Below are 14,788 nucleotides of genomic sequence, written 5' to 3'. Positions count from 1 at the left end.
AGTAGGACAAACACCATTCAGGCCGCGTGCGGCCGAGCTGGAATCCCGGGCGAGGACCGGCGATTACGGGACTGACCTAAGCCGAGGCGGCTGTCCATGGGCAAGCACCGCGCTTACACTTGTCCCTCCCCGAACTGCACCGCAGCCGATGATCGACCGATCCCTCCACAGCGTCCTCGTGGTGGATGACAACCCCTCCAGCCGCTACGCGACTTCGCGTACGCTGCGTGCCGCGGGATTCAACACCGTGGAGGCCTCGGCCGGCGCCGAGGCCCTGGAACTCGTGGAGTTCGTGTCGGCCGTGGTGCTCGACGTGCACCTGCCCGACCTGCTGGGCTTCGAGGTCTGCCGCCTGATGCGCTCGCGGGCCGCCACCGCGTCGCTGCCGGTCGTGCACGTCTCCGCCGTGTACGTGACGCAGGAAGAGCAGGCCGCGGGCATGGAGTCGGGCGCGGATGCCTACATGGTCTCCCCCGTCGACCCCGAGGCCCTCGTGGCCACCCTGGACCACCTGATCCAGGAGCGGCCGATCGCGATGCACTAGACGACCATAGCGCTCGCGGCGCCGTCCATCGACAGGATCGCGCCCGAGATGTAGGAAGCGCGCTGCGAGGCGAGGAACAGCACCGCCGCGGCGATCTCCTCCGGCTTCGCGATGCGGCCCAGCGGGAGCTTCTTCTCGGCCTGGCGCTGCACCTCCTCCTGGCTGGTGTTGCGCAGGCGGGCATCCACCGCGAAGCCCTCGGCCAGGCGCTCCGTCAGCGTGAGCGTCGGGTTCACCGCGTTGATGCGCACGCCGCGCGGTCCCCAGGCCGCCGCGAGGCCGGCGGTGGCGAGCATCAGCGCCGCGTTGGCCGCGCCGCCGGCCAGGTGCGTGGTGGTGGCCACCTTGCCGCCCATGCCGACCACGTTGACCACCGTGCCGGCCCCGCGCGCGCCCATGCGCTTCACCACCGGGTCGAGCACATGGATGGTGGTGAAGAACTTGGCCTGCATGGCGTCGTGCCAGGCCTGCGGCTGCAGTTCGTCGTAGGGCGTGCGCCTGGCGGCGCCGGCCGAATTCACCAGGACGTCGATCGGGCCGAAGCCTGCTTCCGCCGCGTCGACCGCCTGCAGCGCCGCGGCCGGGTCGGTGAGGTCGGCGCAATGGCCGGCCACCTCGCCGCTGGCGCGCAGCGCGGACAGCGCGCGTTCCATGTGCTCGGGGCTGCGGCCGACGAGGCTCACCCTGCAGCCCTCGGCCAGGAAGTCGCGCGCGCAGGCCAGGCCGATGCCGCGGCTGCCGCCGGTCACCAGCACGTGGCGGCCACGAAGTTGCAGATCCATGTCACTTGTCTCCTTGCGGGATGTCGAGGACCACGTTGCCGATCACCTGCCCCTGTTCCACCATGTCGTGGGCGCGGGCGATGTCGGCCAGCGGCATGCGCAGGGCCACGGTGTGCTGCAGCGCGCCTTCGCGCAGCAGCGCGTCGAGCTCGCGCAGGCAGGCCTCGCGTTCGGCTGCTTCCATCTCGTACACGTAGACGAACTTCACGGTGATGCGGTTGCGCATGAACCAGAAGGTGGGCAGGTTCGCCTCCTGCTGCCCCATGCCGTACACGACGATGGTGCCGCCGGCGCGCACGCAGGCCGGGTAGAGGCGGGCGTTGGCGGTGAAATCCATCTCGATCACGGCGTCGACGCCGCGCCCGCTGGTGAGCGCCTGCACGCGGGCGCCGACGTCCTCGTCGCGGTAGAGGATCGCGTGCGCGGCGCCGGCCCGCAGCGCGTGGGCAGCCTTTTGCTCGCTGCTGACGGTGGTGAGCACCGTCGCGCCGCGCAGGCGGGCGAACTGGATCGCGTAGTGCCCGACCGAGCCGGCGCCGCCGGAGACCAGCACGTGCATGCCGGACTGCACCTGCGCGAGTCGCACGGCGTGCAGCGCCGTCAGCGCCGGGATGCCGAAGCAGGCCGCTTCCGCATCGCCGACGGAATCTGGCAGCGGCACCGCCTGCGCCGAGGGCAGCACGATGGCCTGCGCGGCGGTGCCGAAAGGCCGCAGCCACTGGCCGTTCCAGATCCAGGCCCGCTCGCCGATGCGGCTGGCCGGCACGCCTTCGCCCACCGCGTCGATCACACCCGCGCCATCGCTGTGCGGGATCACCAGCGGATACGCGAGGGCGCGGCCGAAGCCGCCCTTGCGCACCTTGTAGTCCGAGGGATTGACGCCGGAGGTCCGCAGCCGCACGCGGACCTCGCCCGGCCCCGGCTCAGGTGTGGGCTGTTCGCCGAGCTGCAGCACTTCGGCCGCCGGGCCCTGCTTCGTGTAGAACGCCGCCTGCATGGTGTCGCCTCCTGCGTCGCGAAGCCGCTAGCGTACGTCAGGCTTCCGACCTGCGCTTGAGCGCGCGCGCGAAGGCCCAGCCCGTGAGCGGCAGGACCAGCGCCGGCACCAGCAGCAGCGGCGCCGGGCCCAGCCGGTCGAAGGACTGGCCGGCCAGCGAGACCCCGATCGCCTGGCCGACGAAGAAGCTGAAGGCGAACAACGACATGCCGATGCCGCGCATGGTCGGCGCCATCTGCGTTCCGTGCGTCTGCAGGGTGTTGTGGTACAGGTAGGTGCCGAAGCCCACCGCCAGCGCGATGGGCGCGGCGATCCAGCCCCGCGGGATCAGGAACCAGGCGAGGAAGCCGGCGCCCATGAGGATGCCGCCCCACAGCACCATCCGGCGCTCGCCGAAGCGGCGCACGATGTGGCGCGCCGCCATCGCATAGAGCACGCCGCCGATGGCATACAGGGCCACGAAGCCCGAGGCGACCGACAGCGCCAGCCCGAAGCGCTGGTTCAGGTAGGCGGGCAGGAAGGCCAGCGGCCCCAGCAGGAAGATCCCCTCGGCCATCACCGTCACGAGCACGACGCGCGCCCAGGGCATGCGCAGCACCTCGAGGATCGCCGGCAGCCAGGCGCGGCGCACCGGGGGCGCGCCCGCGTGCGAAGGGATGGTGCGCAGGCGCGCCAGCAGCAGCGTGCCCACCACGAGGTAGCCGGAGCACATGGTGCCGAAGGCGCCGCGCCAGCCCCAGGCCGAATCGGCGAACAGCCCGCCCGCGAGCTGGCCGGCCGTCATGCCGGAGAGCGTGCCGAGCAGCAGCCGGGCGAGGGTGGCCTGGCGCTGCTCGTAAGGCACGTTGTCGCCGATCCAGGCCATCGACATCGGGATCACGCCGCCGGCCACGGCGCCCCACAGGATGCGCAGGCGCACCAGCACGTCCAGGTCGGGCGCCATCGTGCAGGCCAGCGCGCCGGCGGCGGAGGCGAACAGGGCGATGCACACGATGCGCGCCTTGCCGTAGCGGTCGCCGAGGGTGCCGTAGGCGAGCTGGGAAAAGCCGTAGGCCATCGCGAAGGCCAGGATCACCTGGCCGGCGGTGCCGGGCGTCACGGTGAAATCGCCGGCGAGCCGCGGCAGCAGGCCGTCGCAGATGCGCAGGGCGGCGCCGCTGAAGAAGCAGGCGATGGCCAGCAGGTTGACCGCGGCGCGCGTGACGGCGGCGGAATCGTGGGCGGGGGTGGGTACTGCGGAGGAAGGCACCCGGCATCCTACCTCGGGCCTCCCTCCGGCGCCCTCAGCCCGCTTCGCTCAGGAAGCGCACGGCGGCCTCGATCACCGCCCGCGGCTGGTCCTTGTGCGGCGAATGGCCGCAGTCCGGCAGCTCCAGCAGCCGCGTGTGCGGCAGCACGCGCGCGATGCCGCGGATCTGCTCCAGCGTGCCGTACTCGTCGTCCAGGCCCTGGATCGCCAGCAGCGGGCAACGGATGGCCGCGATCTCGCGCTCGATGTTCCAGTCGCGGAAGTCCGGGTCCAGCCAGATGTCGTTCCAGCCCCAGAAGGCCGAATCGGCGTCCTCGTGGTAGCGGCCCAGGCGCTGCTTCAGGTCGGTCTGCAGGTAGGCGTTGCGCGCCTGCTGGATGCTCGCGACCGAGACCTCCTCGACGAAGATGTGCGGCGCCAGCACGATGGCGCCGCGCAGCGCCTCCGGGAAGGCCGCGGCGTGGAGCAGGGCGATGGAGGCGCCGTCGCTGTGGCCAAACAGCCAGAGGGGATCGCGCGCCGGGTCCAGTTGCAGCGCGCGTAGTAGCGGGGGCAGCACCTCCTCGGCCTGGCGGTGCATGAAGCGCGGGGTCCAGCGCTCGCCGGCCTCGCGCGGCGTGGAGCGGCCGTAGCCGGGCCGCGAGTAGAGCAGGCCGCGCACGCCCGCGGCCTCGCACAGCCGCGCCGGGAAGTCCCGCCACATGCCGACGGAGCCGAGGCCCTCGTGCAGGAACACCAGCACCGGCGCGCCCGGCGGGGCGTTGCCGACCCAGCGGTACTCGATGCGCACCGGCTGGCCGGCCCAGTCGATCTGGGCGAAGGAGGCGGTTCCGACGGAAGCTGCCATGGCCTCGCAATATAGTGGATGGCTCACAGGAGGGTCCCGATGAAGGAAACCGCAGCCCGGCCCGAAGGCGCCGAGGAGATGCCGCAGTCGACGCGGCTGGACGACGTGCGGATCCGCGACGTGCGGCCGCTGATCTCGCCCGCGCTGCTGCAGTACGAGCTGCCGACGGAGGACGCGGTGCAGTCCTTCCTCGAGCGCAGCCGCGCCGAGGTGGCGGACGTGGTGCACGGCCGCGACCCGCGGCTGCTGGCCGTGGTGGGCCCGTGCTCGATCCACGACCACGCGCAGGCGATGGAATACGCTCGGCGCCTGCACGCCCTGGCCGGCGAACTGCGCGAGGACCTGCTGCTGGTGATGCGCGTGTACTTCGAGAAGCCGCGCACCACGGTCGGCTGGAAGGGCTACATCAACGACCCGCGCCTGGACGGCAGCTTCCGCATCAACGAAGGGCTGCGGCTGGCGCGCGAGCTGCTGCTCGAGATCGCGCAGCTCGGCCTGCCGGCGGGCACCGAGTTCCTGGACCTCCTGAGCCCTCAGTACATCTCGGACCTGATCTCCTGGGGCGCGATCGGCGCCCGCACCACCGAGAGCCCCAGCCATCGCCAGCTCGCCTCGGGCCTCAGCTGCACGGTGGGCTTCAAGAACGGCACCGACGGCAGCGTGCAGATGGCGGCCGACGCGCTGATCGCCTGCAGCGCGCCGCACGCCTTCATGGGCATGACCAAGATGGGCGTGGCGGCGGTGTTCGAAACCGAGGGCAATGCGGACTGCCACATCATCCTGCGCGGCGGCTCGCGCGGGCCCAACTACGAGCCGGCCGACATCGCCGCCGCCTGCGCGATCCTGCACAAGGCGGGCGCACCGGAGCGGGTCATGGTGGACTGCTCGCATGCCAATTCCGGCAAGGACTGGCGGCGCCAGCCGTGGGTCGCGCGCGAGCTGGCGCGGCAGATCCGCGGCGGCGAGCAGCGCATCCTGGGCGTCATGATCGAGGGCCACCTGCGCGAGGGGCGGCAGGACCTGAAGCCGGGCGTCGCGCTGGCGCCGGGGGTGTCGATCACCGACGGCTGCGTCGGTTGGGAAGGCACCGAGGAGGTCCTGCGCGAGCTCGCGGCCGCGGTGCGCGAGCGGCGCGCGCGGCTCACGTGAGCCGGCGGAACCAGAGCATCGACAACGCGCCCGCGGCCAGCATCAGCAGTGCCGCGGCCAGGGCGAACAAGGCCGTGAGTTCGGTCTCGCGCGCCAGCACCTCCATGCGCGTGCCCAGGTTCTCGTAGACGACGCGCAGCGTTTCCGCCGTGGGGGCGTAGTGGTACTCGCCCGCGGTCATGCGAGCCACCTCGCGCAGGGTCGGTTCGTCGAGCTGCAGGTAGATCGGGATGCCCTCGGGCGTGGAGGCGGGGCCGTCGACGCTGCCCAGCCCCACCACGTAGATCGCCACCCCGCGGTCGGCCGCCATCTTCGCCGCCTCCAGCGTGTCCACCCCGGTGGTGCGGCGGCCGTCGCTCAGCAGGATGATCGCGGCGGAGCGGTAGGAGCCCGGGGCGACGGGCGTGATCTGTTTCGGCGGGGGCTTTTCCCCGGCGTCGAGGCTGCGACCGCGCGGCTTGCTGCCGAAGGTCATCTCGCCCACGTCGATGCCCTGGTCCGGGAACAGCTCCGCCAGGCACTGCACGATGGCGTTGCCGATCGCGGTGCCCATCTGCATCTGGAAGCCGTCGATGGCCGCGACCAGCGCTTCCCGGTCGAGCGTCGCCCGCTGGGCCACCTGGCTGCTGCCGGCGAAGGTGACCAGGCCGACCTCGATGTCCTTGGGCAGGTCGCGCAGGAAGCTCTTGGCGGCCTCCTGCGCGGCGGCCAGCCGGGTCGGCTTGACGTCGGTGACGCGCATGCTGAGCGACACGTCCATCGCGAGCAGGATCGAGGAGCGGGCCCAGGGAAGCGGCACCCGCGCGACGGGACGCGCCGCCGAGAACAGCAGCCCGCCGCAGGCCAGCAGGAGGAAGGCGGGCGGCACATGCCGGCGCCAGCTCCGGTGGGCGGCGGCCGCGCGGATCACTCCCAGGCTGCTGAAGCGCACGGCCTGCCGGACACGACGGCGGAGCAGCCACACGTAGGCCGCGGGCAACAGCGGGAGCGCCAGCATCAGCCAGAGGTTGTGCGGCCACAGGAAGGTCATGGCGGCCTCGTGCAGGGGACGCCGCTATCGTGCCGGAATCCCCTCGGGGATGCCAGCGCGGAACGGTCGCGCGACTGGCGGCGGGCCCGGCCTCTCCTTCGCCACCGTCGCGTTGCGCATGATGCACTACGGTGCACTGTGTGAAACGGCATTGTGCTTCGTGCAACGCGCATCTACAGTTCTCCCACGGCGCCACGAGGCGCTCCTTCGGAGACAAACCCATGCTGATTTCACGTCGTGCCGCCCTGGTTCTTGCGGCCGCTTCCCTCGCCACCGCCACGGCCTTCGCGCAGGGCTGGCCCAGCAAGCCGATCAAGCTGGTCGTGCCCTTCCCCGCGGGCGGCGGCACGGACACCATCACGCGTGAGCTCGCCCACAAGGTGGCCGGTTCGGGCTACACGTTCGTGGTCGACAACAAGCCCGGCTCGGGCGGCAACCTGGGCGTCGATGCGGCGGCCAAGTCGCAGCCCGACGGCTACACCCTCGTCATGGGCCAGACCAGCAACCTGGCGATCAACCCGACGCTGTACGCCAAGCTGCCCTACGACCCGTTGAAGGACCTGGCGCCGATCGGCCTGGTGGCCAGTTCCCCGCTGGTGATCGTCGCCAGCGCCAACTCGCCGTTCCACACGCTGGCGGACGTGGTGAAGGCCTCGAAGGCCAGTCCCGGCAGCATCAACTACGCGAGCTCGGGCAACGGGACGGTGGCGCACCTCGCGGCCGAATCGTTCCAGCGGCTGGCCGGCATCAAGCTCACGCACATCCCGTACAAGGGCGCCGCGCAGGGCGTGACCGACGTGATCAGCGGCCAGGTGCAGCTCTACGTCTCCTCCATCCCCACGCTCATCGGCCACATCAAGAGCGGCAAGATGCGGCCGATCGCGGTGACTTCCGCCACCCGCGTGGACGACCTGCCGCAGGTGCCCACCGTCGCGGAGTCCGGCTACAAGGGCTTCGAGGCGGTCACCTGGTTCGGCGTGCTCGGGCCGGCCAACCTGCCGAAGGACGTGGTCGCCAAGCTCAACGCCGACATCAACAAGGCGCTGAAGGATCCCGAGCTGAAGAAGAAGCTCGGCGACCAGGGCGCCGACGTGGCCGGCGGCACGCCGGAGCAGTTCGCAAGGCTGATTCGCGACGACATCGCCCGCTGGGGCAGGATCGTCAAGGAATCCGGCGCCAAGGTCGACTGAGCGCCCGCATCTGCAGCCCCGCCTGGCGGGGAAACCCCCTTCCGCAAACCTCCGCTCCAGGCTGGCGCCGCCGCGCTGGCCGGGGCTTTCCTCACCCGCAGAGACACCCCATGACCACCGACATCGTCCGCGACTTCGAGCGCGTCTCCCCCGCCCTCGTGCGCCAGGCCTCCGAATTCCAGGCCGCCATCCTGGCCGACGTGAACGGCCGCCGAGGCGCGCTGCATGGGCGCATCGCCGCCCTGCGCCCGCGCATGAAGATCGCCGGCCCCGCCCTCACCGTGGAAGTGCGCCCCGGCGACAACCTGATGATCCACGCCGCCATGGCGCTGGCCAGGCCGGGCGACGTGCTGGTGATCGACGGCAAGGGCGACCAGACCGCGGCGCTCATGGGCACCATCATGATGACGGCCTGCAAGCAGCTGGGCATCGCCGGCGTCGTGATCGACGGCGCCGTGCGCGACAGCCTGGAGATCGACGAGATGGACTTCCCCGTCTTCTCCGTCGGCACCAACCCGAACGGCCCGACCAAGAACGTCCCCGGCCGCATCGGCCACGCGATCTCGTGCGGCGGCGTCACCGTGCGCCCCGGCGACCTGATCGTGGCGGATGCCGACGGCGTGTTCGTGGGCGAGCGCGAGCGCGTGGAGTCGCTGCTGCCGCTGGCGCGCAAGAAGGTGGAGGACGAATCGACCCGCATCGCCGCGATCCGGAAGGGCAACACCAGCGCCTCGTGGCTGGACGCCGCGCTGCGCACCGCGGGTGTCCTGAAGCAGGGGGAGAGCCTGTGAGCACGCGCACCCTCATCGTCACGGGCGCCGACCTCGCGCCGCAGGCGCTCGCGGTCCTGAAGGACTTCGAGATCGTCTACGCGGGCAAGACGCCGCAGGAGGACGACCTCGTCGCGCTGTGCCGCCAGCACGATCCGGTGGCGATCATCGTCCGCTACGGCAAGGTCGGCGCCGCCGTCATGGACGCCGCCCCGTCGCTGCGCGTGATCTCCAAGCACGGCAGCGGCACGGATACGATCGACAAGGACGCCGCCCGGGCGCGCGGGATCGAGGTGCGCGCTGCGGTGGGCGCGAATGCCGCCGCGGTGGCCGAACAGGCCCTGGCCCTGCTGCTCGCCTGCGCCAAGTCGGTGGTGCAGCTCGATGCGCGCATGCACGCCGGCCACTGGGACAAGGCGACGCACAAGAGCCTCGAACTGCACGGCCGCACGATCGGCCTGGTGGGCCTCGGCGCCATCGGCCAGCGCTTCGCGCGCATGTGCGACGCCATGGCCATGAAGGTGATCGGCTTCGATCCCTACGCGCAGAACCTGCCCGATTACATCCGCCCCGTGGACCTCGCCACGCTCTGGCGCGAGTCCGATGCGATTTCCCTGCACTGCCCGCTGACGCCGGAGAACCGCAACCTGGTCAATGCGCAGACGCTGGCGGCCTGCAAGCGCGGCGTGGTGCTGGTGAACACGGCGCGCGGCGGACTCGTCGACGAGGCCGCCCTGCTGGAGGCGGTGCGTTGCGGCCAGGTGGCCTCCGCCGGACTCGACAGCTTCGCGGTCGAGCCGATGGCGGCGCCGCATCCGTTCCACGGCGAGCCCAACCTCATCCTCAGCCCGCACATCGGCGGCGTGACCGGCGATGCCTATGTCAACATGGGCGTGGGCGCGGCGAAGAACGTGCTGGCCGTGCTGGCCGAGGCGCCCACCGTCGCCTGAAGGGGAGCACCATGACCAGCCATTCCCTTTCCCGGCGGGCCCTGCTCGCCCTCGTGGCCAGCCTGGTGCTGGCCCCCGCCGCCATGGCGGCGGACGCCTGGCCGTCCAAGCCGGTGCGCATCGTCGTCCCGTACGCGCCCGGGGGCGCGGTGGACGTGGTCACGCGCAAGATGGCGCAGAAGCTGACCGAGCAGACCGGGCAGAGCTTCTTCGTCGAGAACCGCGCCGGCGGCACCGGCACGATCGGCACGCTGCAGGCGGCCAAGGCGGAGCCCGACGGCTACACGCTGCTGGCCAACGACACGACCTATTCGCTGCTGCCGCACATCTTCAAGAAGCTGCCCTTCGACTACGCGAACGACCTCGTTCCGGTGGGCGCCTATGTCTTCGCGCCCATGGGCCTGGCGGTGCACGCGCAGTCGCGCTTCAAGGACCTGCGCGGCCTGCTGGCGGAGGCGAAGGCCAATCCGGGCAAGATCACCTACGGCTCGGGCGGCGCGGGCACCACGCCGCATTTCGCCAGCGAGGCGCTGGGCATCGCGGCCGGTGTCAAGCTGATGCACGTGCCCTTCAAGGGCGCGGCGGAGGCCACGCAGGCCGTGCTGTCCAACACGATCGACCTGCAGATCGCGTCCACCACGGGCCTCATGGGCAACGTGCGCGGCGGCAAGATGCGCCTGCTGGCGATCAGCGGCGACAAGCGCCTGGCGGCGCTGCCGGACGTGCCCACCTTCCGCGAGGCGGGCGTGCCGTGGAACGGCGTGCTGAACTGGACCGGCCTGTGGGCGCCCAAGGGCACCCCGCCCGCGGTGCTGGCGCGCCTGCAGAAGGAGATCGCCACGGCCATGGCCACGCCGGACATGAAGTCCTTCGCCGAAGGCATGGGCGCCGAGCCGCGGCAGGTGGGCAGCGAAGCCTTCGCCCGGATGCTGAAGGAAAGCACCGAGGCCTGGGGCAAGGTCGTCGCCAGCACCGCCTTCGAGCGCCAGTGAGGTGAGCCGGCCATGATCCTGCTGCAGCAGCCCGAGGTGCGCGAACTGGAGGTCTTCAGCGCCATGCCGGCGGAATTCCGCCGCACGGGCGTGCGCAGCCACTGGGCGGACGTGAACCAGGGCGGCCGGCTCGCGGACTCCTTCCTCGAAGGACCGGTGTTCGACGGGGCCGGCAACCTGTACGTCACGGACATCCCCTTCGGCCGCGTGTTCCGCATCGATGCCGCGCGTAGCTGGTCGCTGGTGGGCGAATGGGACGGGGAACCGAACGGGATGAAGTTCCTGTCGGCCGGCGAGCTGCTCGTCACCGACTACAAGAACGGGCTGGTGGTGCTGGAGCTGGGGAGCGGCCGGATCCGGCCCTTCCTCGAGCGCCGCAACAGCGAGCGCTTCAAGGGCGTGAACGACCTGGTGTTCGACACGCGCGGCAACCTGTACTTCACGGACCAGGGACAGACGGGACTGCACGATCCCACCGGGCGCGTCTACCGGCTGGCCCCGGACGGCCGCCTGGACCTGCTGCTGTCCAACGTGCCGAGCCCCAACGGGATCGTGCTGTCCCCCGACGAGCGCTTCCTGTTCGTCGCGGCGACGCGCGGCAACTGCGTCTGGCGCATGCCGCTGCTCGCCGACGGCAGCGTGTCCAAGGCGGGCCAGTTCTTCACGTCCTACGGGCCCAGCGGTCCGGACGGCCTCGCCATGGACGAAGAGGGCCGGCTGCTGGTGGCCAATCCCGGCCTGGGCTACGTGTGGGTGCTGAACCGCTTCGCCGAGCCGGAGATCGTGTTCCGGGGGCCGCGCGGCGCCTCGGTCACGAACCTCGCATTCGGCGGCGCCGACCGGAAGACGCTGTACTGCACCGATTCCACGCACGGGACGGTGCTGATGGCACGCACGGACGTGGCGGGACAGGCGCTTCCGCAGGGGCGGCGCGAGGCGACCTGAAGGGCGGCGGCCGTGCCGCCGCCTCTCACATGTTGCGGCGGTACTGCCCGCCCACCTCGAACAGTGCGCTCGTGATCTGGCCCAGCGAGCACACCCGCACCGCGTCCATCAGCACCTCGAACACGTTGCGGTTCTCGATCACGGCCTGCTGCAGGCGCTTGAGCAGCGCCGGCGCCGCGTCCTTGTTGCGGGCGTGGAAGTCGCGCAGGCGCTGCAGCTGGCTCTGCTTCTCCTCCTCGGTGGAGCGGGCCAGTTCCAGCTTGTCGGGGGTCGCGTCGCCGTGCGGGTTGCGGAAGGTGTTCACGCCGATGATCGGCAGCTCGCCCGTGTGCTTGAGCATTTCGTAGTGCATGCTCTCGTCCTGGATCCGGCCGCGCTGGTAGCCGGTCTCCATGGCGCCCAGCACGCCGCCGCGCTCGGCGATGCGCTCGAATTCGGCCAGCACGGCCTCCTCCACCAGCTCGGTGAGCTCGTCGATGATGAACGCGCCCTGGTTCGGGTTCTCGTTCTTCGCCAGGCCCCACTCGCGGTTGATGATCAGCTGGATCGCCATCGCGCGCCGCACCGACTCCTCGGTGGGCGTGGTGATCGCCTCGTCGTAGGCGTTGGTGTGCAGCGAGTTGCAGTTGTCGTAGACCGCGATCAGCGCCTGCAGCGTGGTGCGGATGTCGTTGAACGCGATCTCCTGCGCGTGCAGCGAGCGGCCCGAGGTCTGGACGTGGTACTTCAGCTTCTGCGAGCGCTCGTTGGCGCCGTAGCGGTCCTTCATCGCCACCGCCCAGATGCGGCGCGCCACCCGGCCCAGCACCGTGTACTCCGGGTCCATGCCGTTGGAGAAGAAGAAGGACAGGTTGGGCGCGAAGTCGTCGATGTGCATCCCGCGGGCGAGATAGGCCTCGACGAAGGTGAAGCCGTTCGACAGCGTGAAGGCCAGCTGCGAGATCGGGTTGGCCCCGGCCTCGGCGATGTGGTAGCCCGAGATCGACACGGAGTAGAAGTTGCGCACGTCGTGGTGCACGAAGTACTCGGCGATGTCGCCCATCACCTTGAGCGAGAACTCGGTGCTGAAGATGCAGGTGTTCTGGCCCTGGTCTTCCTTCAGGATGTCGGCCTGCACGGTGCCGCGCACGTTGGCCAGCACCCATTCCCGGATCTTCGAGGCTTCCGTGTCGGTGGGTTCGCGGCCGTTGTCGGCGGCGAACTTCTCCGTCGCCTGGTCGATGGCGGCGTTCATGAACATCGCCAGGATCGAGGGCGCCGGGCCGTTGATGGTCATGGAGACCGAGGTGGCGGGGTCGCACAGGTCGAAGCCCGAATACAGCACCTTCAGGTCGTCCAGCGTGGCGATCGACACGCCGGAGTTGCCGACCTTGCCGTAGATGTCGGGGCGCGGGTCCGGGTCGTTGCCGTACAGGGTGACCGAGTCGAAGGCGGTGGACAGTCGCTTGGCCGGCATGCCGGCCGACAGCAGCTTGAAGCGCCGGTTGGTGCGGAAGGCGTCGCCCTCGCCCGCGAACATGCGCGTGGGGTCCTCGCCCTCGCGCTTGAAGGCGAACACGCCGGCGGTGTAGGGGAAGCTGCCCGGCACGTTCTCCAGCATCAGCCACTTGAGGATCTCGCCGTGGTCCTCGTACTGGGGCAGGGCGACCTTGCGCACCGTGGTGCCGGAGAGCGACCTGGTGGTGAGCCTGGTGCGGATCTCCTTGTCGCGGATCTTCACCACGTACTCGTCGCCCGCGTAGGCCTTCTGCATGTCGGGCCACTGCTTCAGCAGGTGCAGCGAATCCTTGTCCATGCGGGTGAGCCGATGGGCGGCGAGGTCCAGCGCGGCCTCGGCGGCCGGCGCGCGGTCCGGCTTGTCGACCTTCAGCATGTTCGCCGCGGCCTTGAGCTGCTGGATCTCGCGCGCGAGCTGCGCCTGCCTGCGCACGCGCGCCTTGTAGCCGCGCACGGTGTCGGCGATGTCGGCGAGGTAGCGCGAACGGGCCGGCGGCACCACCGGCGTCTGGTTGGTGCTGTGGCGCACGTCGGCCTGCGGCAGGTGGCCTTCCTTCAGGGCCAGGCCCAGCTCCACGAGGCGCGGCCTGAGCGCCTGGTACAGCGCGGTCACGCCGTCGTCGTTGAAGCGCGCCGCCATGGTGCCGAACACCGGCATCTCCTCGGGCCGCTGCGCGAAGGCCTGCTTGTTGCGCTGGACCTGCTTGGCCACGTCGCGCAGCGCGTCGGCCGCGCCCTTGCGGTCGAACTTGTTGATCGCCACGAACTCGGCGAAGTCCAGCATGTCGATCTTCTCGAGCTGGCTGGCGGCGCCGAATTCCGGCGTCATCACGTACAGCGGGATGTCCACGTGCGGCACGATGGCGGCGTCGCCCTGGCCGATGCCGGAGGTCTCTACGATCACCAGGTCGAAGCCCGCGGCCTTGCAGGCCGCGACCACGTCGCCGAGCGCGGCGGAGATCTCGCTGCCGAAGTCGCGGGTGGCGAGCGAGCGCATGTAGACGCGCGCGCCCTGCTGCCACGGGCCGATGGCGTTCATGCGGATGCGGTCGCCCAGCAGCGCGCCGCCGGTCTTGCGGCGCGACGGGTCGATCGAGATGACGGCGATGCGCAGCGCATCGTCCTGGTCGAGGCGCAGGCGCCGGATCAGTTCGTCCGTGAGCGAGGACTTGCCGGCGCCGCCGGTGCCCGTGATGCCCACGACCGGGATCCGGCGCTGGTCGGCCTGCATGCGGATCGCCTTCACGAGCTCGGCGTCGGCGCTGCCGCCTTCCAGCGCGGTGACCAGCTGGGCGAGGGCGCGCCAGTTCGTTTCTTCGTGGCCCTGGATCGCCGCCAGCTGCTTCGGCGCGAGCGGCGCCAGGTCCTGGTCGCAGCGCATGACCATCTCGCCGATCATGCCGGCGAGGCCCATGCGCTGGCCGTCCTCGGGGCTGTAGATGCGCGCGACGCCGTAGTCCTGCAGCTCGCGGATCTCGGCCGGCACGATCACGCCGCCGCCGCCGCCGAACACCTGGATGTGCGCCCCGCCGCGCTGGCGCAGCAGGTCCACCATGTACTTGAAGTATTCGACGTGGCCGCCCTGGTAGGAGCTGACGGCGATGCCCTGCGCGTCCTCCTGCAGGGCCGCGGTGACGACTTCGTCCACGCTGCGGTTGTGGCCCAGGTGGATCACCTCCGCGCCCATGCCCTGCAGGATGCGCCGCATGATGTTGATGGCGGCGTCGTGCCCGTCGAACAGGCTGGCTGCGGTGACGAAGCGGATCTTGTTGGTCGGGCGATAGTTCGCCAGCGCCTTGTATTCGGCGGACAGGTCGGTCATGAGGGGGATTCTCCGGCGGGAAGC

The 14,788-nt window shown here is 70.8% G+C and carries 13 protein-coding genes; 7 read left to right on the top strand and 6 right to left on the bottom strand.

The window, feature by feature from the left end:
* The first annotated feature begins 148 nt into the window (after nucleotides 1-148).
* Entirely contained in the window at nucleotides 149-544 is a 396-nt protein-coding gene (locus JJ685_RS25440) for a response regulator (RefSeq protein WP_201677172.1), read from the top strand.
* On the opposite strand, the gene JJ685_RS25435 is transcribed toward JJ685_RS25440, so the two are convergent.
* Genes JJ685_RS25435 through JJ685_RS25420 form a run of 4 tightly spaced genes read right to left on the bottom strand, consistent with a single transcriptional unit; the run spans nucleotide 541 to nucleotide 4,419 of the window.
* Nucleotides 541-1,326, bottom strand: a complete 786-nt coding sequence (locus JJ685_RS25435; RefSeq protein WP_201677171.1) for an SDR family oxidoreductase — start codon at nucleotides 1,324-1,326, stop codon at nucleotides 541-543. The genes JJ685_RS25440 and JJ685_RS25435 overlap by 4 nt on opposite strands.
* Before the next feature lies 1 nt (nucleotide 1,327).
* Nucleotides 1,328-2,323: an NADPH:quinone reductase gene (locus JJ685_RS25430; RefSeq protein ID WP_201677170.1), complete on the bottom strand. Its 996-nt coding sequence runs from the start codon at nucleotides 2,321-2,323 to the stop codon at nucleotides 1,328-1,330.
* 37 nt (nucleotides 2,324-2,360) lie between these two features.
* Nucleotides 2,361-3,572: an MFS transporter gene (locus JJ685_RS25425; RefSeq protein ID WP_330901843.1), complete on the bottom strand. Its 1,212-nt coding sequence runs from the start codon at nucleotides 3,570-3,572 to the stop codon at nucleotides 2,361-2,363.
* Nucleotides 3,573-3,606: 34 nt separating this feature from the next.
* Complete coding sequence (locus tag JJ685_RS25420) at nucleotides 3,607-4,419, bottom strand: alpha/beta fold hydrolase (protein ID WP_201677169.1); 813 nt, start codon at nucleotides 4,417-4,419, stop codon at nucleotides 3,607-3,609.
* A gap of 39 nt (nucleotides 4,420-4,458) precedes the next feature.
* Between JJ685_RS25420 and JJ685_RS25415 the strand changes: the two genes are divergently transcribed.
* Complete coding sequence (locus JJ685_RS25415) at nucleotides 4,459-5,568, top strand: 3-deoxy-7-phosphoheptulonate synthase (RefSeq protein WP_330901842.1); 1,110 nt, start codon at nucleotides 4,459-4,461, stop codon at nucleotides 5,566-5,568.
* Here the strand turns inward: JJ685_RS25415 and JJ685_RS25410 are convergent.
* On the bottom strand, nucleotides 5,561-6,598 hold the full coding sequence (locus JJ685_RS25410; protein ID WP_201677168.1) for a VWA domain-containing protein: 1,038 nt from the start codon (nucleotides 6,596-6,598) through the stop codon (nucleotides 5,561-5,563). The two genes, JJ685_RS25415 and JJ685_RS25410, sit on opposite strands and share 8 nt — an antisense overlap.
* A gap of 221 nt (nucleotides 6,599-6,819) precedes the next feature.
* On the opposite strand from JJ685_RS25410, the gene JJ685_RS25405 reads away from it, so the two are divergent.
* The 5 genes from JJ685_RS25405 (at nucleotide 6,820) to JJ685_RS25385 (ending at nucleotide 11,445) form a co-directional block, all read left to right on the top strand.
* The gene (locus tag JJ685_RS25405) at nucleotides 6,820-7,788 is read left to right on the top strand and encodes a Bug family tripartite tricarboxylate transporter substrate binding protein (protein WP_201677167.1); all 969 of its coding nucleotides are present in this window, start codon (nucleotides 6,820-6,822) and stop codon (nucleotides 7,786-7,788) included.
* Between the two features lie 110 nt (nucleotides 7,789-7,898).
* Nucleotides 7,899-8,579 (top strand): RraA family protein, encoded by a 681-nt coding sequence (locus JJ685_RS25400; RefSeq protein WP_201677166.1) that lies wholly within the window; start codon nucleotides 7,899-7,901, stop codon nucleotides 8,577-8,579.
* Nucleotides 8,576-9,508, top strand: a complete 933-nt coding sequence (locus tag JJ685_RS25395; protein ID WP_201677165.1) for an NAD(P)-dependent oxidoreductase — start codon at nucleotides 8,576-8,578, stop codon at nucleotides 9,506-9,508. The genes JJ685_RS25400 and JJ685_RS25395 overlap by 4 nt, the downstream gene beginning before the upstream one ends.
* Nucleotides 9,509-9,519: 11 nt before the next feature.
* Nucleotides 9,520-10,500: a Bug family tripartite tricarboxylate transporter substrate binding protein gene (locus JJ685_RS25390; protein ID WP_201677164.1), complete on the top strand. Its 981-nt coding sequence runs from the start codon at nucleotides 9,520-9,522 to the stop codon at nucleotides 10,498-10,500.
* 12 nt (nucleotides 10,501-10,512) lie between these two features.
* Entirely contained in the window at nucleotides 10,513-11,445 is a 933-nt protein-coding gene (locus JJ685_RS25385) for an SMP-30/gluconolactonase/LRE family protein (protein ID WP_201677163.1), read from the top strand.
* A gap of 25 nt (nucleotides 11,446-11,470) precedes the next feature.
* On the opposite strand, the gene icmF is transcribed toward JJ685_RS25385, so the two are convergent.
* Complete coding sequence (gene icmF / locus JJ685_RS25380) at nucleotides 11,471-14,764, bottom strand: fused isobutyryl-CoA mutase/GTPase IcmF (protein ID WP_201677162.1); 3,294 nt, start codon at nucleotides 14,762-14,764, stop codon at nucleotides 11,471-11,473.
* Between the last annotated feature and the right edge of the window lie 24 nt (nucleotides 14,765-14,788).

Origin of the sequence: Ramlibacter monticola (assembly GCF_016722785.1) — a bacterium.
Lineage (GTDB): Bacteria > Pseudomonadota > Gammaproteobacteria > Burkholderiales > Burkholderiaceae_C > Ramlibacter > Ramlibacter monticola.
Note: the sequence above shows the minus strand (reverse complement) of the source record. Positions and strands in the feature narration are given on the sequence as shown.